This window comes from Maribacter sp. Asnod1-A12 (genome assembly GCF_045063735.1).
GTDB lineage: Bacteria > Bacteroidota > Bacteroidia > Flavobacteriales > Flavobacteriaceae > Maribacter.
Map to the genome: position 1 here is coordinate 50,662 of NZ_JBEFNZ010000006.1, position 22,527 is coordinate 73,188.

Sequence of the window (22,527 nt, forward strand, 5' to 3'; positions counted from 1 at the left end):
AATTTCTATTCTTTCCTTACATTTCTATCCATATGCATATTTCTTACTTAGATATCAAAAAGTACTATTTGCTTAATTGATTTCCTTATAATTTGGCAATGTTGGTCTAGTTGCCATTCCTTGTTTTATAATAGCCGCTACTCTTTCTCGTTCTGCGCCCACTAAAGGTAATCTTGGTGCACGGACATTTTCTGTGCCAATACCCGTTGCAACCTCTGCCATTTTTATGTTCTGCACCAATTGCGGACTGATATCCAACTCTAATAATGGTAAGAACCATCGGTAAATTTCTAAAGCTTCTTTAATTTTACCAGCTCTGGCCAGTTCAAAAACTGCACAAGTTTCTGCCGGAAAAGCACATACCAAGCCGGCAACCCAACCATCGGCTCCCATTAGTGTACTTTCTAAACCTAAAGTATCAACACCTGTTAACACATTAAGTCTATTTCCAAATCTTGTTTTAATACGGGTAATATTAGATATGTCTCTAGTAGATTCTTTTACCGCCTGTATATTCTCGCAAACCGTTAACACCTCTAACATATCAAGAGTAACCATTATACCATAATCTATAGGGTTGTTATAAATCATAATCGGCAAATCTGTACTATTGGCAGTTTCTTTAAAATACGTAACTGTTTCATGGTCATTTGCTTTATACCGCATTGGAGGTAACATCATTAAACCTGTAGCACCACATTCTTTAGCTACTTTCGCAGCATGTATAGCACCCTTAGTTGTTTGTTCGGCAATGTTTATGATAACGGGTACTTTTCCTTCTACCAGTTTTACGGTCTCCCTCATTAAAACTTTCTTCTCCTCATAGGTAAGTGTACTAGCTTCACCCAAAGTACCACCCAAAATTATTCCACTTACACCTGCATCTAGTTGGGCCTTAATATTTATGGAGAACATATCTAGATCAAGTTCATCTTTATCTGTAAATTTTGTGGTAACTGCTGGCATTACCCCTGTCCATGAAATACTCATTTTGTTTTCTTTTATTTAATATCCAAAATTAGCTATAGCATGTTGAACTATATGTTGTCATATTATCCAGACATGGTACTATTCTACCATCTTATCATTCAATATTTATTTTATAGTGATAAATTAGATGCATATGAAAGTATTTCCTTTTAAAATACCAAAGCCCTTGGATGAACATTTAATAGTTCAAGTAGATAAGGAACCTGTTTTTTATAACAAGCTTCATCAACATGAAGAAATACAAATAAGCTACATCATAAACAGTAACGGAAAGTTGTTGGTAGGCGATAGCATTCATCAATTCTCTATGGGAGATATCTACGTTATTGGCAGTAACATGCCACATGTTTTTAAAAGCATACCAGGGCAGCAAGATGCGCATATGTTAACTGTATTCTTTACTGAAAAATCCTTTGGCACATCATTCTTTAAGCTACCATATTTAAATGACTTAGGCAACTTCTTTGCTAATGCCGCCGGCGGATTTAAAGTAACATCAAATCAAAAAAAGATTGCTCAACAACTATTAGAAATACAGTCGCAACAAAAACTAAACCTTTTTGTTTCCTTTTTATATCTTTTAGAAGAACTAAGTAAAGTAAATATAGAACCTCTTAGTAAGTTTATATACTCTAAAACGTTGAGTTCTACAGAAGGTAAGCGGTTACAAGACATTTTTGACTTCGTATTCAAAAACTTCCATCAACCAATTTCATTAGATGAGATAGCAAAAATGGCATATATGACACCAAATGCCTTCTGTCGTTTTTTTAAACAACGAACAGACAAGACCTTTTTTCAATTTCTAATAGAACTACGTGTTGCACATGCCTGCCAATTATTGATTTCCAATAAAGAGCTGAATATTAATATGATAGCCGATCTTTCTGGGTTCAATTCTATTTCTAATTTCAATAAAAAGTTTAAAAAAATAAAAGGAATTACACCTACGCAATACCAACAGTCTAATTCATCTTAAGATAACTTCATTATTTATAACGGTATTAATTTTAAATTGAAATATAGGTTTCTATATTTGCCATTCAATTTACTACAGGTATGCCCACGTGGTGGAATTGGTAGACATGCTACCTTGAGGGGGTAGTGTTCGTAAGGACGTGCTGGTTCGACTCCAGTCGTGGGCACAAAAAGGTTAGATTTAGGTCTAACCTTTTTTTATGATATAAACCAAAGCTTTATCAACAGTCAAAATTACTCTTGAATTAAATAAACTCTTGTTAACTTTATTCTAGCTAAAAGTATTTCTTCACCTCCCGTACAGACCTGATGCACCTTTTAATTCAATAGAAATAGGATTGTTTTTTATCTTCCAATATAATCTTGAATAATCTTTTTCTTTTTTAATAAAAAAATCAGAATGCATTTTTTCAATCTCATTGTTACTTAAATCTGCATTATCAATACGGATTTTGGCAAATGATTCTCTTAACTCTTTTATTTTGTTGTTTTGAATCCAAAATTTGGTAAAATAAGGTCGTTTAATAACACTATCAGGTATATCTTCTATTTGATTGTTGCTTGCAAAAAATTCATGCACTCTTGTTTTTAAAAACACCGAAGAATGTAACTCTTTAATCTTATTTTTAGATATATCGAGAGATCCAAGTTGAAAAAAATTAACATCACCTAAATTAAACGCTGCAATTTGATTAGAAGCAAAATTTAGCTTTTTCAATGACACAGTTGTAATATTATGTTTTTCAAATTCTTGTATATCAAATGATGCTATTTTATTAGACCTCAATAAGAGAACTTCAAGTTTATGCTTAAAGAAATTATAATCAATCTCTTTAATTAAGTTGTTTGAGTAATCTATTAGTTTCAAATACGGTAAACTAAGCAACCCGGTATCCATCTTGCTTAATTTATTTTGTTTTATATGAATTTCAGTAAGTTGCTTCAATTCTTCTAACTCTTTTGGGAGTTGAGTTATTTTATTACTACTCAAATTCAAAGACTTCAAATTTTTCAAAGATGACAACCAGCTTAAATCAACAAGCTTACAACCCGCTACGTTCAATGTTTTTAGATTTTCAAGTTTCTTTAATTCAGATACATCTTCAAATTCATTTTGCTCAGCCTCCAATGATTCTATATGAACTAATTCACCCACCGACCTCGGTATAGTCAAATGTGAACCGTTCAAAACCAAGTGTTTTAATGATGCCATCTCTTTAAAATGAGGAATAGCAGAATTAAGATCTAAATTAGGACATGAATAAAAACGAAGTGTTTGAATCTGATTAAAATATTTGATCTCTTCTGGAATTACTTTAATAGTGTTTTTCTTTACCTCGAACACATTATGTAAAACATCTTTAATATTTCGATTAGATGTTGCTATAGCATGATGCATAAACCTAAAAACAAACTCATCTATTTCTGGGTGATTTAGCAAATGAGCTAATTTATGTTGCGTGCTGCCCGATTTTCGCAAACTTCCAGATACACCTACTTTAGCATGTTGAACAAAAAGTTGTGAACCATATTTTTCATATAACTTTGTTGCCTTCTTAGCTATCTTTTTGTCAGGATGGGTAGTCATTATTGCGGCAAGTAGTGACTGAATCGTTTTATTAGCCCCACCGCCTTCAATAATTTCAAATGCAATTTTATAGTTCTCATCTAAATTGCTTGACAAGAGTTTTAATAACTGATCATTAAGACCTGCATTGTCATCCTGTAATAACCATGGATCTTCAAGCTTTACGATTAAATCTTGCAAGTGATCTTTAAATACAACATTCTTATTACTAATAATAAGCTTTTCAAAGTCATTATATTCGGTTTCACTACCAACCACAAATACTTTATTCTCTTTATCACTTTCGTCTGCCAAATAAAAACACGTATCATTAAGTAACTCTGCCCATTTCTTCTTTGTAAACCCTTTTACTTTTGTAAGTAACACAATACCAGTTATTTCGTTACTCTCCAAAGCAGAATCCAATTTATCAGGCAATATATCTTTCAGCTCAAGAAAATTCTTTTTATAAAAGCAAAACAGCGTTTGTTTAGTGTCATTCGACAATTCAGAATTGATATACTTATGCCTAAAAGAAGTCACTAAGTCATTAAGCCTCTTATTTTCCTTAAATTCAACATGCCTAGTTAAGCCAAGACATAATGGCGTTTTATCTTCAGAAAAATAACTTCTAAAATTTAAATAATTCAAAAAATCAAGTTCAAGAAAATTAGGTTGTATATCTTCAGGGTTTAGATTAAAGTCAATATTTAAACTTTCTAACCAGGGCATTTTCTTTACAACACTAACCAACCCATCCATATCCTTCTTTTTCTCAAGCCCATAACCAAGTACAAGATGCTTAAGTGTCTTTAATTCAGATAGAACACTCGGAAACTTTTTCCCTCTATAACTACCTAATTTAAAATGCAGAAGGTTTGGTAAATGCTTAATCTTAGCAATATCCTTGTCTAAATTTATTTGGTTATTTCTATCTATGGAAATTGATTCCAATAAATGTAGTTCAGACAAATCTGGTAATGACTTGTATTTACCTCCTAAAAAAGATATTCTTTTTAATTTCTTTAAGGCTAGAATAGAAGTTGGAATTTCTATTAATGCCATAGCATTAAGATCTAATGTTGTTGCATCTGAAAATTGTTCAAAAAAATCATTAGGTAAAACCGACAGCTTTTTTTTATAATCTCTAATTTGAAGATGTGTCTCGTTATAAAACACAAATTCTGAATAATCAATCGATTCTTTTAATTCCGTTTCGACTTTCCCAGAAATATTGGTTTGTTTTTTAAACATAGCAATTTACATTTTTGTTAAAATAAGTTTACCTATTTCAGGAATAGCATAAAGTCTTTTTAAATCTTTTCTATCTGCGTTTACTAGGTCTTGAGCCATAGATAAACGTAGGTCGTTAGGAATAAATGGCAACATTATAAATTTATGCAGATTATCAAACTGTTTATTGCTAAGCTCAGTTTTATTATAGATCAAACTGTTAGTTAAACGGGTGAGAATTACTGATAATATATCTAATCGTTTTGTTTTACCATCTATCAATTCTTTTAATCTTCCGTTAATTAGTTTAAAATCAATAGTATTAAGAATTTCTTCAGGCGCAACAAGCTTATCCAAATCCATATTAATAAAATTAATGAAAGCCACAGAAGTTTCTTGATCAAGACAACCATCTGCAATAATTTTGACTAAATCAAGAGATTTTTTTAAATCAGATATAGAATTAATGGACTGAAAAAACTGAACTAAAGAACGTGGCGTTGTTCTTTGACCGGTTACAACCTCAGGATAATTTAAAACAAAGGCGATACCCCTTGGATCTATTTCTTTTTTCTCTGCCCATCTAGCCCATGTTTTCACATCAAATTCCATAGAAACATGAATCATTCTTGTAAGCATAGCATCATCCATTGTAGTAACAGAATAATCACCGCCATCTGGGTTTGCGGTCGAAATTATCATCCAGTTTTCTGGCAAGGTCCAACTAACCAATTCATAATTTTGAAGTAATTGCATAATCCCTCTTAATATTCGATCATCAGCTCTATTGATGTCGTCAATAAGTAAAATTCCTGGTCCTTTCTTGGTAGGAACCCAGTCTGGTGCTACAAATTGGGTGGTGTTTTTATCATTAACATCTTTAATCTGCGGCATACCGACCAAGTCGCCCATCTCTTCGAATTGAGCAGGTGCTATATATATAAATTCAAACCCATTCTCTAAAGCAAATTCTTTTACCAATTCAGTTTTTCCAATACCATGCATTCCCCAAATACAAGCTGGTGTAGGCCTGTTTAGACTTTTTTTTCCAAAACTACAATCTGTCAAATGTTTTAAAAAATCCCTTACTTTATCGGCATTTACAGTAGCCCCATAGGTTATGTAATTAAATTGATTATTTTTTTCCATATTAGCTTATACTTATAATTTTGCTTTACGACCTGGTAACTTTTTAAAGTCGTTACTATCTGTTTCAATTCCTTCTTTACTGATAACCCACAAAATAGGGAAGCGCGAATGAGTTTTAGGTTTTGGTGCAACCCCATCGGTGAAATAAATTAACCCATCTGGTTTAAAGGTTTTATTTCCATATTCTATAGGAGCATTAAAATCAGTACCTCCACCGCCTGTCACAAAAGTTGGTGTAACGCCTTTATAGGCATAAGATCGGTTTATCACAACGTCGCACTCTACAACTTCTATTTCTGCTCCTTGTCTCCAAATATGATATACTTCATTAAAAAAGTCAGCTAACTCACTTTTATGTATACTCCCTGATGTATCAATTGCAATTAATAGCTTTTTAAGCTTTTTAATTTTAATACCAGGCACAGTGCCAAACCTTTTAGAAGGTCTTTTAAGTGTTGTTCTAATCTTGGTTTTACAACTACTTTCAGAAAAAAGTTTAACAACCCTTCTCCAATCAACTAAAGGTTTTGGTTTTATTAGTATTTGTTCAAGCCAGGATCGTAAACCTGCAGGTAAATTTCCAAAAACCTTAACCGAAGTTTTCTTATTTGCAATATTAATGAGGTTTTCTATTTGAGCTTCTGTTAAGCTTTTATCTATATTATTTTGCGAATAAATTTCAACCCATTTGTCATGTCTATTTAGTCCGTGTGAAGTTTCCTGTATATTATTATAATTTTTTGCTGCTTCTGAATCTTTAAACTTGCCATTTAATTCATTTTTAAGCTCGATCAGTTTATCATAATAATAGTGGTGTGTTCTATCTTTTTCCAGTTGCAACTCAGGAAACGTTTCTAAAAAAATGGATTCATCTGGCAATTGATTTCTTTCTATGAACTGATTTACAACTATGTCCATAGCAATATTTAAAAGATGCTTGTTAAAGTTTTTGACATTGACCAACGTGTGCTTAAAGATAATATGTAACACCTCATGCTTAATAACTCCATACCTATGTTTTTCATCAGTTAAGAAATTATCCCAAAATATAGGATTGATATATAGCGTGTGTGCATTTCCCGTAATACCAACCCCCATTGTTTGAACATCGTCATCAGAATCAACAATTTCTTTATTCATGCAACTAAACAAATGAGAATAAAAAGGCTCTTTTAATAACAAGGATATGCTTGTTCTTGTGACTTCTTCAAGTATTCTTCCATTATCAATACTCATAAAATCATCTATTTTGTTTCTCGTTTACCGCTTTTCTAAAGTTGGTCATTTTCTCTTTTTCTTGTTCAGAACCATCAACAAAAATTCTGGAATCGTGAAACGGAATATCACTTTCGTCAGGTATTTCAATAGTGTCAGCATCGCTAAGTATACCAATATATCTTGCTTCAGATCTAAATATTGAAATAGGTATTTTAGAAATAATCGTCTTGCTTAACCTTATTTCATCAACCTTTAGTTTCTCGAACTCGTCAGGCAATTTTTCAATAGCATTTTCCTGCATATTTAATTCTCTTATCTGTTTAAAAGAAAAGAATAGAGTAGGGATCTCTTTAAAGTCGTTTTGATTTAAGTTAATTCTATTGAGCATTACAGATGCTAAATCATGTTTTGTCTTTTCATTCGATTGAAATAAAGAACCTAAAAAACCGTGCTTCTTTCCTTTCTCAACGACCCCAATAGAACTCAAATGATTGTTCTGTGCATTTATGCTTCGACCTCTGTAAGACAAACCCTTAGTACTGAATAAACTTACTGGTAAATTTTTTAATTCATTGTTTCTTAAAGTAACCTCTTCTAGTCTCAAACAATTTTCAAAAGTATCTGGTAAGTCGCTTAATTTACAATCTGACAAATTAAGGGAACGTAACTTCTGAAGTTTATTAAAGTTAATCGTAATATTTTCTAAAGGATTTTGATCAAGCGATAAAAAATCTAATGATTCAAATGTTTCAATAAACGATGGTAGCTCTGTAATTTGATTGTTACTCAAATTCAAAAATTCTAATTTCTTGTAAGATTCAATAAATGAAATATTGGATAGCCCTGTATAGTTTAAATGTAAACGAGTTATATTTATTAAACTTTTTAAATTGTCTACATCTTTTAAATTAAGTTTGACAATAATCAGCTCTTTCAGAGAACTGTTTATTTGAGACAAATCGGGAATTCGCATATCACCAGAGGCTTGCCAGTGACCAATACTAAGCTTTTCTAATGTTGGTATTTCAAGGAACGAGGCAGGAAAACTATCCATTGATTGTTCTACATTTAGTGTATGCAGTGGTAGTTTATGTATTTTCTTTCTTAGAAACTCTTCTCGTATTGGTTCAGAGGGCATTATTCTTAAAGTGTGAATAAAATCGCATTCGTTTAACGACTCTGTTATTTGGTTAAACCCTACCTTTTCTAAGTATACACGTCCAAAAGAATTTATAAAATAATCACTAATTCTACCTTCCTTATTGGCTTGGTGCCATCTAATCATTTTAAAGGCTAAAATAAAAGCACATAGATCAATTTCATCATGATGATATATTTTTTTGAAATTTTCAAGTTCTTTTTTCTTATAACTATCTTTCCAAGTATTCTTTATATGATTTTGTAAATCTGAAGAAGCATATTTTTTAAAAAGATTACGAGAAGTTTTTCTTATTCCAATATCTGTATGAAACAAATGGATAGCTACGAGATAGCTTATAATTAACCTATTAGCACCTCCACCCTCAATTACGGGAAGTATTAAAGCTAATTGATCTTCATCTTTGGCTTTTAACAATCGAGTAATCTGTTGTATAAGCTCCGTACTACTTTCTTCTAATAAATAAGGCGTATCTTCTTCTATAAGTTGCTCTTTTAAATGATCTTCAAGAAAGAAGTTAAAACCTTTATTGAATAACTTCTCAATATCTTTCAAATCTACTTTTGGGTTTATAAGAACATAAGAAACATCTATAGGTTTAGTTTTAACTTTGAAGCCTTTTTCACCTAGTATATCCTTTAAATTCTTAAGGGTTCCCATACTAGGTTTACCTGATACATATACCACCGAACCATCTGTAAAACCTTCTTCAAAAGGGTTTTTTAAAATTTCAAAAAGTGGTTTGTAGTAACCAGATAAAAGAGCAAAAGCAATCATTCTTTCTTGCTCAGACTTGATCTGTAGTTTATCAATTGTAATAAGAGCTTCTTCTGCACTTTTTAGTACTTTAAACAGCCTTGTAAACTTTATCCAGCCTTGAGGTAGAATTGCATACTCTAGTGGTAATTGAATGTCTTTAATATCATTATAAGTATTACCCTGGATGTCAATTTTCAATTCCTTTATAAATGATAATTTTACTATTGAAGACGGAATTACCTTATCTTGAGTTACAATTTGAACGTATTCCAAATTAGGAAATTGTTGAAGATTTTCTATGTACCAATCTAAAGTACGTGGTTCCCTGAAATTAAATTCCAGCTTTTTAATGGAACTCATTTTTGCCAGTTTGTCAATTTCCTGATTAATATCTAAGTTAGGAAAAGCTGAAAATTGTATAGATTCAATATGTTTTAAGCTGTAAAACTCTTCAGGAAAACTAGTTATTTCCTCATCACGCCAATATATTTCTTTTAAGTTTAATAGTTGTGATATTAGTTTAAAATCTGCATTCGATATTGTACCTGCAGTAATTTTTTCAAGCTTCTCAAAAGCTACTACTTTTAAAAAATTAAGGGCTAAACCATTACCTAACCAATGCAACTCTTTCAAATCTGTTAGGTTGTATAATGATTCTGGAATTTGGGTAAGATCAGGATTATTTCTTATTACAAGAGATTCCAATTGTTCTAACTTACCAATGGTTTTGGGAAGCTCAATTACTCCCGTACTTATAATGTTTAAACTTTTAAGGTCATTTAATTCTCCTATAGTTTCAGAAATATTCTTCAATCCTCTTAGATAACTAAATGATAGTGATTCAAGATTTTTAAGTAATCCTAAATTATTAGGTGAATCTTGACGAGCTTCCTCATCACTATACAATGACATTCTATAAAACCTGAATTCTTTAATTTGTGGCCAACTTGCTAAATTGTTTATTAATGACTCAAGATTTAATTCCGGATTATCTTGGTATTTTATCTCTTTTAGATTTTTCAATTTTTTCAAAGAATCAGGAAGTACAACTAGGTTGTTTTCTTCTAAATCTAAAGATTCCAACTGTGTCATATCTCCTAATGATTCTGGTAAATCTTTAAGTTTCCATTGCCTAAAACTGAAGTGTTTCAGACTAGGTAACCCAGCCAATACTTTACATACTTGCTCTAGGTCAAGTTCAGCATTACCTTTTAAATGTATAGTTTCAAGATTTTTTAGATTAGCAATTTCTTTAGGTAGTGATTTTAATTTATTCGATTCAAGATACAACACCTTTAAATTAGTCAAGTTCCCTATCTCCACTGGCAAAACTGATAAACCTGAAGAGGAAAGATCAAGTTCTTCAAGATTTTTTAAATTAAAAAAAGTAGCCGGTAATTTCTTTAGTTTATTAAAACGAAGATTTAAATACTTAAGATTTTTAAATCCATTTAACTGTTCAGGATATGTAGTTAAATTATTGTTCCTTAAATTTAAAAAAGTCAATGAATCTAGAGAAGAAAAAGATGGTGGCAATATTTTTAAGCCATTACTCCTTAGGTCAAGAATTTCAAGGGCTTTGAGATTTCCAATGCTTTCAGGCAATTCTTTTGTTGCATTTTTAATTAATCCAAGACCTTTTAAGTTCTTTAATTTAGACAACTGAATAAATAATTCTTCATGATTTAATGTTTTATTATAGCTTAAATCAAACTCAAGATGAGGTAACATATTGAAATCAGTTGTATTTATAGCTAACCTTTTCAACTTGCGATTCTGTAACACAAAACGAACCTTGTTACCTATTAAACTTTTTACCCTACGTAAATCACCTGTTTCAATTAATTCATCATTTGCCGGCATCTTTTGATATTGCATAATCTATATTTAGGATATAACTCTAACGTTAATATATTTGATTAATTATTAGCAATTAATTCCTGTATTACCTTTTGCTTTAAATCTATATATCCGATTTTTTTATAAATATCTTTTTCAAACCTTATACCTTTTTTCAATTACAAATAATCTCAAAATCAAAATCACAATTTTATTTTGATAATTTTAACTACTAAGTACCCCATGGCATTTTAATAAATTGTAGATTTGTTTAATCCTTTTTCAGAAAGCATGAACAATGTAAAAAAGCAATTTAGTATTAGAGACCTTGAAAACCTCTCTGGAATTAAAGCACACACCATTAGAATTTGGGAAAAAAGATACAATCTTTTATCTCCTGAACGTACCGATACTAACATTAGAACGTATAGCCTTTCTAGCCTTCAAAAGCTACTTAATGTTACACTACTTTATAACAACGGACATAAAATTTCTAAAATTGCTAAGATTTCTGATAAGGATATTCCGTACGTGGTTCGCGAAATAGTAGCAAAACACAGTCATAAAAGTCAGGCAATTAATGCTTTTAAACTAGCCATGGTCAATTTTGATCAGACTATGTTCTTTAATACTTACAATGCCCTATTAAGTGAAAATTCATTTAGAGAAATCTTTAAAGAGACTTTTGTTCCTTTATTAAATGAACTTGGATTGCTATGGCAGACGGATACTATTAGTCCGGCTCATGAGCATTTTATGAGTAGTTTAATTAAACAAAAGATTTTATTAAACACCGAAAAGCTTCAACATTTAGAACCTACAAAAAAGGATAAAGTATTTGTGGCTTTTTTACCCGAGAACGAAATTCACGATATAGGCTTATTATATATTAACTACGAAATCATTTTAAAAGGATATAAATGCATCTATTTAGGTCCCACAATACCTATGGAGAATCTAGAAGATGTGCTGAAGTATTTTGATGACATCTATTTTGTATCTTATTTTACAGTTTTTCCAGAAAAAGATAAGGTTAACAAATATCTAGAAGACTTTTCTGAATTAGTTTCCAAGTATAACAATCCAAACTTTTGGATTTTAGGTAGACAGACAAATTTCATTGAAGAAGATACAAAACCCAACTTCTGTAGAACTTTTACTTCTATTGACAGCTTAGTTAACAACCTATAATCTTACAGAAATAAATGAATAGAAGTTGTATTGTAATCGGTTCTGGTTTTTCATCATTATCAGCATCATGTTACTTGGCAAAAGCTGGGTGGGACGTAACCATATTTGAAAAAAATGATACCGTTGGTGGTCGTGCATCGCAATTTATAAAAGACGGATTCACTTTTGATATGGGTCCTAGCTGGTATTGGATGCCCGATATTTTTGATAAGTTTTTTGCTGATTTCAATAAACAAACATCAGATTACTATCAATTGGACAAGTTGAGTCCGGCCTATAAAATTTTCTTTTCAGATGATGTTATTACCATTGGTGATAGCATGAATAAAATTTGCGAGGAATTTGAACGCATAGAGCCAGGTAGCTCAAAAGCGCTAAAAAAGTTTATTGATAAAGCGCAAGAAAATTATGACATTGCCATCAATAAAGTGGTTCTAAGACCAGGATTATCACCTTTAGAATTGGTAACTAAAGAAACGATTTTAAAAGTCGACCAATTTTTTAAAACTATTAGCTCACAAGTACGTAAGTCTTTTAAAAACTCAAAATTGGTATCAACGTTAGAATTTCCTGTATTGTTTCTTGGCGCCAAGCCTAGTAATACACCGTCATTCTATAATTTCATGAATTTTGCAGATTTTGGCTTAGGTACATGGCACCCTAAAGGTGGCATGTATGAGGTAATCAAAGCTATGGAAAGCTTAGCAATAGAATTGGGTGTAACAATACATACAAATTCACCTATAAGTAAAATTATAGTTGATAACGGCAAAGCTTCCGGTGTAATATGTAATGATAAAACCTACAAGGCAGACAAAGTTTTAAGCGGTGCAGATTATCAGCATTCAGAAAGTTTGTTGGATGAAAAATACCAGCAATACAGTCAGAATTATTGGGAGAAAAAGGTTTTTGCACCCTCGTCTCTTTTATTTTATATTGGATTTGACAAAAAATTAAATAATGTAGAACATCATAATTTATTTTTTGATACGGATTTTGAGTTACATGCCAAGGAAATTTATGACAATCCAAAATGGCCTACAAATCCGTTATTCTATGCTAATTTTCCTTCTATAACAGATGCGAGCATGGCGCCAGAAGGTTGTGAAACAGGTTTTTTCCTGGTGCCAATTGCAACAGCGTTAGAAGACACCGAGGAACTAAGAAAACAATATTTTGACATTATAATGGATCGTTTTCAAGAAAGAACCGGTCAAGACATTAGAAATAATATTATATTCAAAGAAACATTCTGTGTAAATGATTTTGTAGAACGCTACAATTCATACAAAGGAAATGCCTATGGTATGGCAAACACCTTAACACAGACCGCTTTTTTGAGACCAAATTTAAGAAGTAAAAAGGTCACCGACCTTTACTTTACAGGACAACTGACAGTACCTGGCCCCGGAGTACCACCAGCTTTAATATCTGGAAAATTAGTGTCAGAATTAATTATTAAGGACAACTAGTGATATATGAAAGATACTTTTGATCAAGTTTCGTACCAGTGCAGTAAAGTCGTTACCAAACGATACAGTACTTCTTTTGCTTTGGCAACAAAGATGCTTCACCCATCTATTCGTTTTCATATTTATAATATTTACGGTTTTGTACGTTTTGCCGATGAAATTGTAGATACTTTTCATGACTATGATAAGGAAATACTTTTTGATAAATTTGAACAAGAGCTTGAAGCATCTTTAAGAGATAAAATCAGTCTCAATCCAATTTTAAATTCATTTCAACATACCTTCCACACGTATAGTATTCCTAAACATTTGGTTGATTCGTTTATGAAAAGCATGCGAATGGATTTAGTTAAGAATATCTACCGTACCGATGCTGAATACAAAGAATACATTTATGGTTCTGCTGATGTAGTTGGTTTAATGTGCCTACAGGTGTTTGTAAAGGGTGATGTTGAAGAATATAACAAGTTGAAAGAATCTGCCATGGCATTGGGTTCGGCATTTCAAAAGGTGAATTTTTTACGCGATGTTAAAGCCGATTTTGAAGAATTAAATAGATCTTATTTTCCAAATACCAATTTAAAGGAATTGGACGAAGCTTCTAAAAAAAGAATCGTTGAGGAGATTAAAGCTGATTTTAAATTAGGCTACCAAGGTATCGTAGATTTACCTGCTGAAGCTAAATTTGGAGTCTATACCGCTTACAAGTATTACTATAAACTGCTTAAAAAATTACAAGGCACACCCTCTTTGGAAATTAAAAACGCCCGGATACGAGTACCTAATTATCAAAAATTTGGACTACTGGCGCGTTCTTATGTTAAATTTAAAATGAACTTAGTATAATGAATATATTGATTTGGATATTGATTTTTCTAGGAACATTCTTGTTCATGGAATTTATGGCGTGGTTCACGCACAAGTATGTAATGCATGGTTTTTTATGGAGTCTTCATAAAGATCATCATAAAAAAGACCACGATTCTTGGTTTGAAAGGAATGATGCCTTTTTTATTTTCTACGCTATCGTTAGTATGTCTTTGTTTTATGCAGGCACTACCGGTTTTTGGTATGGCTACCCATTAGGATTCGGGATACTAGCTTATGGTATAGCCTATTTTCTAGTGCATGACATTTTCATTCACCAACGTTTTAAACTCTTTAGAAACGCTAATAATTGGTATAGCAGAGGGGTTAGAAGAGCGCATAAAATGCATCATAAGCATATTGGTAAAGGGGATGGCGAATGTTTTGGGATGCTTTTTGTACCCTTTAAATATTTTAAAAAATAAGTTTTAAGTAGATAGCACCAATATTTATTCTGCGATAAGTTGATTTAGAAGCTCATCAACTTTTTCATTATCCCAATCAGCAATGGCATTTTGGTGAATTACAATGGCACCATTTTTATCAATTACATAAGACCCTGGTGGTTTTAGTAATGATATAGGGCTTGGTTCTCCAATAATTTGATAAGTTACAGGAAAAGTATAACCCTGTTCTTCCATAAAAAGCTCTACTGGAGCCCTCTCTTCATTGGTAATTACATAGAACTTCATCTTGTCACCATAAGTATCATAAAGATATTGTATGTCTTTCAATTGCGCTTGAGAAGGCATATGCCACGATGTCCAAAAAGTAATAAAGGCAACCTGCCCTTTGGCTTCGTCAAAATTAAAAAACTTCCAATTTGCATCTTTCAACTTCCAGTCGTAGTCAGTTATCTTACCTCGGTTTTCTGGTTGTATAATAGTTGGGGATGTGGCAAAAACCCTGTTGAGAATAATCTTGCTATAATCACCTAAAGGGGTAACAAAAAAAGAAAGTACAAAAGCAATGATCAATAAGGTAAAAACCGTTTGTCTCTTCATAAAAGTTAGATAGGCATCAAAACTAAAAAACTCCTGATTAATATCAGGAGTTTTCCTTACAAATTTTGAGTTGTTGAATTATGAGGCATTTTCCCTCTTAATAACGTTTAAAGCAGAACCTTCTCTATACCACCCTATTTGAGCTGCATTGTAAGTATGGTTTACTTTGATAACATCTTTGCTACCATCGGCATGAACAACCTCAACGGTCAACTGCTTATCCGGTGCAAATTCTGCTATGTCTATAAAATTAAAAGTATCGTCTTCTTGAATAAGGTCATAATCGCTTTCATTAGCGAACGTTAACCCAAGCATACCTTGCTTTTTAAGATTTGTTTCATGAATACGAGCAAACGATTTAACTATTACTGCAGCAACACCTAAATGACGTGGCTCCATTGCAGCATGCTCACGTGAAGATCCTTCACCATAATTGTGATCACCAACAACAATACTTCTTATACCTGCCGCTTTATATGCGCGTGCAGTATCTGGCACTCCGCCAAACTCTCCGTTCAATTGGTTCTTGACCATATTGGTCTTTTTGCCGAATGCGTTTACGGCACCAATTAAACAGTTGTTAGAAATGTTATCTAAATGCCCACGAAAACGCAACCATGGTCCTGCCATAGAGATATGATCCGTAGTACACTTACCAAATGCTTTAATCAATAACTTAGCGCCCATTAAACTTTCATCCTTTATAGGAATAAATGGCTCTAGCAATTGTAATCTTTCTGAATCAGAAGCTACTTTTACCTCTACGCCCGACCCATCTTCATTGGGAGCAAGGTAGCCTGCATCCTCTACTGCAAAACCCTTAGGCGGCAATTCCCATCCCGTAGGCTCATCAAACATAACTTCCTCTCCTTTTTGGTTAATTAGCTTATCCGTCATCGGATTGAAGTCTAATCGTCCTGAAATAGCTATTGCCGCCGTAATTTCCGGCGAAGCAACAAAGGCGTGAGTATTTGGATTACCATCTGCACGTTTAGCAAAGTTTCTATTAAAAGAATGGACAATACTATTTTTAGGTGCATTTTTAGGGTCATTGTAACGCGCCCATTGACCAATACATGGTCCGCACGCGTTAGTAAATATTTTGGCATCCAACTTTTCAAATATTCCAAGGATACCATCACGGTCAGCTGTATATCTTACTTGTTCAGAACCAGGGTTGATTCCTAATTCCGACTTCATTTTAATTCCTTTATCAATAGCTTGTTGAGCAATTGAGGAAGCCCTAGATAAATCTTCATAAGAAGAGTTCGTACAAGAACCGATTAATCCCCATTCAACAGCCAAAGGCCAATCTTGAGAAGTAGCCTTTTCTGTCATATCGCTACCTACTTTCGTAGATAAATCTGGCGTAAAAGGACCATTTAATAATGGTGTTAATTTAGAAAGGTCTATCTCAATAACCTCATCAAAATATTGCTCAGGGTTTGCGTACACCTCAGCATCTGCGGTTAAATGTTCTTTCACTGTATTTGCAGCATCTGCAATATCAGCCCTATCGGTAGCTCTTAAATAACGCTCCATAGACTCATCATAGCCAAAGGTAGAAGTGGTTGCCCCTATTTCTGCTCCCATGTTACAAATAGTTCCTTTCCCTGTACAAGAAAGGTTTTTGGCTCCTTCGCCAAAATATTCCACTATAGCCCCTGTTCCACCTTTTACGGTAAGAATCTCAGCAACTTTTAATATAACATCTTTTGGTGCTGTCCAACCAGAAATATTACCGGTTAACTTAACACCTATTAATTTTGGAAACTTAAGCTCCCAAGCCATACCTGCCATTACATCAACAGCATCCGCACCACCAACACCAATAGCAACCATACCTAACCCACCTGCATTAACAGTATGTGAATCCGTACCAATCATCATCCCACCCGGGAAAGCATAATTCTCTAATACTACCTGATGAATAATACCTGCACCTGGCTTCCAAAAACCGATTCCGTATTTATTTGAAACAGACTCCAAGAAGTCAAAAACCTCTGCACTAGTCGTATTCGCTGATTTTAAATCTGCAGTAGCACCATTTTTAGCTTGGATCAAGTGATCACAATGAACTGTTGTTGGTACTGCAACCTTTGGCTTACCGGCTTGCATAAATTGCAATAAAGCCATTTGGGCAGTAGCATCTTGACAAGCAATACGATCCGGAGCAAAATCAACATAATCCTTTCCTCGGGTGAATGCTTCGGTCGGGCTACCATCCCACAAATGAGAATATAAAATCTTTTCTGAAAGCGTAAGTGGCTTACCTACCACCTCTCTTGCCTTGTCTACACGTTCCGACATGGAAGCGTAAACCTTTTTAATCATATCTATGTCAAAAGCCATAAAATTTATTTATAAAAATTGTTAATCTGTCTTACCTGTACAAGATACAAAATGTAAGGTGATTTTAAGAGCGCATATGAAATTAAGAATGATTATAAAAAGCAAAAATAAGCCCGAGTATAAAACCCCGGGCTATATTTAAAATCAGATAAGTAATTAACTTTGTTTTACAAATTATATTAGAAAAACATACCTGTCTCTAAAATAAAATTTAATCAATTAACAATGAATACTTTTGAACGAGACCAATTAGAACCTCTAACATTTAAAATATAAGTACCACTTTCTAAACGTGCAGTATCAATTTGATGAAATTCTTGAGGGTTTACCATTGTTTTATTAAAAGATGTAATCAATTGACCGCTCATCGTATACAAACTGATCATTAATTCTTCATTCTGCCTATCTGCCATTAAAATATCTAATGTCAACATTTCATTTCTCTTAACGGCATTAGGATATACCAGTATATTTACATCAAATATTTCAAAATCCATATCAACCGTTTGTGAATATATTTTTTCTCCACTAACGGTAACAGCTGCTATACGATAAAATGAATCACCTATAATCGGGTTTTCATCATATCCAGAATAACTTGACCCTTCTAGAGATTGCATACTTGGCTGATCAGAAACAATATTGAAATTATAATTATCTAATGAACGTTCTACTTGATAGTATGAAATTTTATCTTCGGCCAAAGTGGTCCAATTTAAATCTACTACATATGAATCTGATCGGGTTGAAACATTAGTAAAGTAAAAATCATTTTCAAATGTTAGATTTGCCCTGATAGTTGTAGCCACTAGATTTTCCTCTTGCGCTGTGCCATAAAAAACACCTGGTTCATTAAAAACCATAAAATTAATTTCTTCTGTTGTATGATTCGTTTCTGAATCTCCGCAACTTTCTTCTTCTACAAAAAGATCTACTGTACTACCGGTTAAATTTCGATACCTAAGTGTTGCAGCATCTCCGCCATATTCTGAACCAATTTCTCCTATAAAAATTAAATCATCATTATAATTTTGGGTAAAACTTATAGTTTCCCAATTGTGGTCAATGGTTCTACCAGTACCTTTTATTTCAAATTTAATCTGTTCATCTTCGTGTGAACCAGCCTCTACCGCAAGCCAACTAATACGTTCTAAAGAATGCCCTCCAGTTGCTTTGTCTTGTTCTTTTAACTTTAAACGTAACTGAGAACTATTAGTATTTTGTTCATCAATGAAAACATTTACAGCTTCTGCTTCATTTTCTGTAATACATTGCCCAAAAACCAAAGGCACGTTTTCGAAGGTTGATGAAAATTGATGGGTATACCAGCTATCATCAACTCCATCAATATTTCCTGCATGTAACTTTTTACCGTTGGGCAATTCGTAAACCCCGGCCTCGACGACGATATATGAAATATCTTCAAAAGTATGCGTCTGGTCTAAACATTCCCACTCATCAATACGAACATCAAAACTATCGCTTGTTACATTTTGGATACGAACTGTAGATTGATGCCAGCCATTATATCCCACGCCACCAGCAATTACGACCGGATCCAAATACACTTTATCTAAAGATACTTTCAACCAATTATCGTCAGCACTAACTTTTCCTATTTCTCCAATACTAGCAAAATCTGAACTGGACTTATTCAGAATCCAGGTTTGATTTTCAATATTCTCAGTCTTTTTTATCCAATTTAGAATCTTTGTACCATCTGTTACCCGGTTTCTAAAAACATCAAGCACCAAGCCATTATATGCATTTACAATATAATACCCGCCCTGTTCGTTTTCTTCAAAATACCATAGTTGGTGTTGTTCCCCACTCCATGATTCCTGTACAACATCAGCCCCTTTTGCAGTTCTAAGATCACTTAAAGACAATGCCATATCAGAATGTCTTACCATGATTCTATATTTATTATTGCCCATGGCCTCAACATACCAATTTGCATTGTCATCAACACTTGATGTTAGTTGAACTACTTTAGCATTGCTACTCAATTCAGCATTTTCAACAGCTAAAAATTTAGCACTATGCTTTGCTTGAAAAGTGTACCAGCCATCTTCAATACTAGCCGGACCATTAGAATCAATCCCATCGATCCAACCTATTAATTGTTGAAGATAATCTTCATCATTTAGATTTCTACCTATAGGAGGCATACGATCATCTCCCATACTAGCATCTCGCATATACATCATAGAGTTTTCATAATCATGAGGCTCTATAATCTGATAACCTGGTAAAGAAGCATGGCTAACCACTTCAGTATCGATCATATATTGATCGTACAAAGCAGTTAATGACCTACCGTCAAATGCACTTTCCACGCCATCAGGTCTATGACAATAGGCACAGTTTGCATCTAAATAAGACCGTACCTTCATTTCCGTACTGGAATTAGCATCATTGATATTCGCAGATTTTGGCAACTTAGCTTCGTCACCAATATCATTACTGAATATATTTAAATGATTCCAAGTTTCTAACTGATTACCAGTAATACCATTAGGGTATGTATAATCTTTATTAAGCTGTCTTGTCTTTAAACCTAGCGCATAACCCGCTACACTATTATGACATTGTATACACTGTGCCCTTGTTGGAAAATTCCAAGTCTGAGTCTGCTGAGTACCATCTGCTTTTGTTACGGTATAGTCTTGGGAAACCTCCTCGTCAATTCCTATTAAATAAGCATCAGTCTGTTCGTCATTCCACTTATACGTTACTCCATAAGCATTATTATCTTCGGTAAAAACCAAAAATCGCGTTTCTAGTTTAGTTACTTCATTTAGATTGTTCTCGTTTACGGGCAACTCAAAATGCTTGATCAGTACAGTACCGGAAGGAAATTTCCAATTCTCCTCTTTCTCAAAATCTATTTGTTCAAGATCTGTATTGTGATCTCCATTATTAGGAAGCGCAATCCATCTTTTCTTAGCAGCCCCATCTGACCATAAAGGTGCATTTACATCATAAGGAATAAGTCCCTCTACAGGTGTTAAGCTTTCTAAATCGGAAAAAACATTTAATTGAGATAATTGTTCTGGTGGATCTACAATTGCTCCAGTTCTAACTATTTTTCGAATAACACCACCATCGGTTGCAGAGCCATACAAATCTAAAATATACATATACTGATCCGAATCTATAAAAAACGAGGAAATACCATCTTTACTACCAGTACCATGAGTAGGTACATTTAACAAGTAGTTTACATCACCACTATTCTCACCTGTTTTTGTCAATGACCATACATTTTGTGTTTCATGGTCACCGAAAACATACTTACCATAGAGCTCTGGATACTTGTTGCCACGGTATACGAAGCCACCTATAACTGATCTACCTATTGATCGCCCAAAAGCGTAAATAGGTTCCTTTTCGTTTCCGATCAAGACATCCGGCATAGCCTTAGCTCCATTTTGATCACCCTCTCTATAAGGCCACTGTAAGTTATCACCCTTACTTACCAGACTAATCTCTTCTTTTGATCCCTGTCCTATATCTCCCAACCATATATCACCTGTAACCGCATCGTAAGTCATACGGTGTGGACTACGAGTACCAATGGCATAAAATTCCTCTAAAATACCTCCATTAACATCTTGCCAAGGATTATCATTAGGAATATAATATCCTTGAGTAAATGAATCAGGCCATCCATCTGGAGGTATACCTGCATTTTGTGGTTGTTTTCTAATTGGATGGCTAATACTACCTCCTCTTTGATCAACATCAATCCTCAAAACTCCACTAAATAACCATTTGTCTATTTGCTGTGTTACTCCATAAAAATCATTTGCCAAACCTTCATCGCCAACACTTAAATAGAGAAATCCGTCTGTAGGTCCAAAAAACATATCTCCACCATTATGCCAATCATGTCTATCAAAAATATTGATCAAGACTTCTTCACTTGATGGATTTATTGCATTTGCCCCTACAGGTAGATTAAATCTAGACAAACGCATATAACCATTTACCCTATGACTTGTTCGATCGGTACCATCTACAGGACTATAACGATAAAAAACATAGACATATTCAGCATTTGGCGAACCTTCAATTCCGTACTCCGGATGCAAAACTACCCCTAGCATACCTCCATCTTGATAAGTAACTACCTTGTCAGATATGTCTAGTAGTTCTATTTTTTCACTTGTATTTTCATCATTGGCAATTTTCCAGATATGACCTTGTACGCCAACTACCAAAAACTCATTTTGACCAGGTAATTCAACCATATCTACAGGATCAATAAAAGTTAAGTTAGGAAAGGCATTGCTAACCGTATAACTCACTTCAACTTCTAAACCTCCAGAAGGCGTATCATTTGGAAATGTTCCATTTAGGTATGCTCCAATGGGTGATGCATTTTCAATACCGGGCCCAAACATTATGGGGGAAAATGCAAAAGTTAAAAACAACGCAATTGATGCGCTGAAGAAGATAATTCGTTTTTTAGTCAATTTTAACATTATAATCTATTTTAAAAACAGAAAAATAAACTTTGTTTAAAAAATGTTAAATAAAGCGCTATAAACTTTCATAATATCCGTTAAACTGCACATTAATATTCCATAAACGTAAAAAAAATTCCAATAAAAAGACAACCAAAAAAATCTATTGAACATGAAGATATATTATCAATTAAAACAAAAAAATATCCTTTAATAGACAACATGTGTTTCATAAAATCTGTAATTGGTTAAATAAAAAAATTAATATGATAAATTT

13 protein-coding genes and 1 tRNA gene are annotated in these 22,527 nt (G+C 33.2%); 6 read left to right on the forward strand and 8 right to left on the reverse strand.

All coding sequences use genetic code 11. From position 1 onward, the window contains the following. Positions 1-72: 72 nt before the first annotated feature. Positions 73-990: a dihydrodipicolinate synthase family protein gene (locus ACJJVP_RS00235; RefSeq protein WP_405409848.1), complete on the reverse strand. Its 918-nt coding sequence runs from the start codon at positions 988-990 to the stop codon at positions 73-75. A gap of 133 nt (positions 991-1,123) precedes the next feature. On the opposite strand from ACJJVP_RS00235, the gene ACJJVP_RS00240 reads away from it, so the two are divergent. Continuing rightward, on the forward strand, positions 1,124-1,969 hold the full coding sequence (locus ACJJVP_RS00240) for an AraC family transcriptional regulator (RefSeq protein WP_405409849.1): 846 nt from the start codon (positions 1,124-1,126) through the stop codon (positions 1,967-1,969). An 82-nt stretch (positions 1,970-2,051) separates the two neighbouring features. Beyond that, a tRNA-Leu gene (locus tag ACJJVP_RS00245) sits at positions 2,052-2,135 on the forward strand. A gap of 122 nt (positions 2,136-2,257) precedes the next feature. On the opposite strand, the gene ACJJVP_RS00250 is transcribed toward ACJJVP_RS00245, so the two are convergent. Genes ACJJVP_RS00250 through ACJJVP_RS00265 form a run of 4 tightly spaced genes read right to left on the reverse strand, consistent with a single transcriptional unit; the run spans position 2,258 to position 10,931 of the window. Next, positions 2,258-4,789 (reverse strand): leucine-rich repeat domain-containing protein, encoded by a 2,532-nt coding sequence (locus ACJJVP_RS00250; protein ID WP_405409852.1) that lies wholly within the window; start codon positions 4,787-4,789, stop codon positions 2,258-2,260. A gap of 6 nt (positions 4,790-4,795) precedes the next feature. Further along, a complete protein-coding gene (locus tag ACJJVP_RS00255; protein WP_405409853.1) occupies positions 4,796-5,917 on the reverse strand; it encodes an AAA family ATPase in 1,122 nt (373 codons plus the stop codon). A 12-nt stretch (positions 5,918-5,929) separates the two neighbouring features. Next, positions 5,930-7,153 (reverse strand): DUF2201 family putative metallopeptidase, encoded by a 1,224-nt coding sequence (locus ACJJVP_RS00260; protein WP_405409855.1) that lies wholly within the window; start codon positions 7,151-7,153, stop codon positions 5,930-5,932. A 4-nt stretch (positions 7,154-7,157) separates the two neighbouring features. Then, positions 7,158-10,931: a leucine-rich repeat domain-containing protein gene (locus tag ACJJVP_RS00265; RefSeq protein WP_405409856.1), complete on the reverse strand. Its 3,774-nt coding sequence runs from the start codon at positions 10,929-10,931 to the stop codon at positions 7,158-7,160. A gap of 252 nt (positions 10,932-11,183) precedes the next feature. On the opposite strand from ACJJVP_RS00265, the gene ACJJVP_RS00270 reads away from it, so the two are divergent. From ACJJVP_RS00270 to ACJJVP_RS00285, 4 genes are read left to right on the forward strand one after another with little or no spacing between them, the layout of a single operon-like run. Continuing rightward, positions 11,184-12,083: a MerR family transcriptional regulator gene (locus ACJJVP_RS00270; RefSeq protein ID WP_036153101.1), complete on the forward strand. Its 900-nt coding sequence runs from the start codon at positions 11,184-11,186 to the stop codon at positions 12,081-12,083. 14 nt (positions 12,084-12,097) lie between these two features. Then, entirely contained in the window at positions 12,098-13,555 is a 1,458-nt protein-coding gene (locus ACJJVP_RS00275) for a phytoene desaturase family protein (RefSeq protein WP_405409859.1), read from the forward strand. A 6-nt stretch (positions 13,556-13,561) separates the two neighbouring features. Then, on the forward strand, positions 13,562-14,401 hold the full coding sequence (locus ACJJVP_RS00280; RefSeq protein ID WP_405409860.1) for a phytoene/squalene synthase family protein: 840 nt from the start codon (positions 13,562-13,564) through the stop codon (positions 14,399-14,401). After that, positions 14,401-14,847 carry a beta-carotene hydroxylase gene (locus ACJJVP_RS00285; protein ID WP_405409862.1) on the forward strand — a complete coding sequence of 149 codons (447 nt, stop codon included), beginning with the start codon at positions 14,401-14,403 and terminating at the stop codon, positions 14,845-14,847. The genes ACJJVP_RS00280 and ACJJVP_RS00285 overlap by 1 nt, the downstream gene beginning before the upstream one ends. Before the next feature lie 24 nt (positions 14,848-14,871). Here ACJJVP_RS00285 and ACJJVP_RS00290 read toward each other — a convergent pair whose 3' ends face one another. From ACJJVP_RS00290 to ACJJVP_RS00300, 3 genes are all read right to left on the reverse strand, one after another. Then, entirely contained in the window at positions 14,872-15,426 is a 555-nt protein-coding gene (locus ACJJVP_RS00290; protein WP_036153091.1) for a TlpA disulfide reductase family protein, read from the reverse strand. Positions 15,427-15,504: 78 nt separating this feature from the next. Further along, positions 15,505-17,778, reverse strand: coding sequence for an aconitate hydratase (locus ACJJVP_RS00295; RefSeq protein WP_405409865.1), 2,274 nt, complete (start codon positions 17,776-17,778; stop codon positions 15,505-15,507). Positions 17,779-17,993: 215 nt separating this feature from the next. Beyond that, entirely contained in the window at positions 17,994-22,268 is a 4,275-nt protein-coding gene (locus ACJJVP_RS00300; RefSeq protein ID WP_405409866.1) for an RICIN domain-containing protein, read from the reverse strand. Positions 22,269-22,527 lie beyond the last annotated feature (259 nt).

What these genes read in the sequence shown, in the direction of transcription:
- ACJJVP_RS00265 (WP_405409856.1), bottom strand. Translation starts at nt 10,931, where the DNA reads ATGCAATATCAAAAGATGCCGGCAAATGATGAATTAATTGAAACAGGT.
- ACJJVP_RS00270 (WP_036153101.1), top strand. Translation starts at nt 11,184, where the DNA reads ATGAACAATGTAAAAAAGCAATTTAGTATTAGAGACCTTGAAAACCTC.
- ACJJVP_RS00255 (WP_405409853.1), bottom strand. Translation starts at nt 5,917, where the DNA reads ATGGAAAAAAATAATCAATTTAATTACATAACCTATGGGGCTACTGTA.
- ACJJVP_RS00285 (WP_405409862.1), top strand. Translation starts at nt 14,401, where the DNA reads ATGAATATATTGATTTGGATATTGATTTTTCTAGGAACATTCTTGTTC.
- ACJJVP_RS00240 (WP_405409849.1), top strand. Translation starts at nt 1,124, where the DNA reads ATGAAAGTATTTCCTTTTAAAATACCAAAGCCCTTGGATGAACATTTA.
- ACJJVP_RS00275 (WP_405409859.1), top strand. Translation starts at nt 12,098, where the DNA reads ATGAATAGAAGTTGTATTGTAATCGGTTCTGGTTTTTCATCATTATCA.
- ACJJVP_RS00290 (WP_036153091.1), bottom strand. Translation starts at nt 15,426, where the DNA reads ATGAAGAGACAAACGGTTTTTACCTTATTGATCATTGCTTTTGTACTT.
- ACJJVP_RS00295 (WP_405409865.1), bottom strand. Translation starts at nt 17,778, where the DNA reads ATGGCTTTTGACATAGATATGATTAAAAAGGTTTACGCTTCCATGTCG.
- ACJJVP_RS00260 (WP_405409855.1), bottom strand. Translation starts at nt 7,153, where the DNA reads ATGAGTATTGATAATGGAAGAATACTTGAAGAAGTCACAAGAACAAGC.
- ACJJVP_RS00250 (WP_405409852.1), bottom strand. Translation starts at nt 4,789, where the DNA reads ATGTTTAAAAAACAAACCAATATTTCTGGGAAAGTCGAAACGGAATTA.
- ACJJVP_RS00300 (WP_405409866.1), bottom strand. Translation starts at nt 22,268, where the DNA reads ATGTTAAAATTGACTAAAAAACGAATTATCTTCTTCAGCGCATCAATT.
- ACJJVP_RS00235 (WP_405409848.1), bottom strand. Translation starts at nt 990, where the DNA reads ATGAGTATTTCATGGACAGGGGTAATGCCAGCAGTTACCACAAAATTT.
- ACJJVP_RS00280 (WP_405409860.1), top strand. Translation starts at nt 13,562, where the DNA reads ATGAAAGATACTTTTGATCAAGTTTCGTACCAGTGCAGTAAAGTCGTT.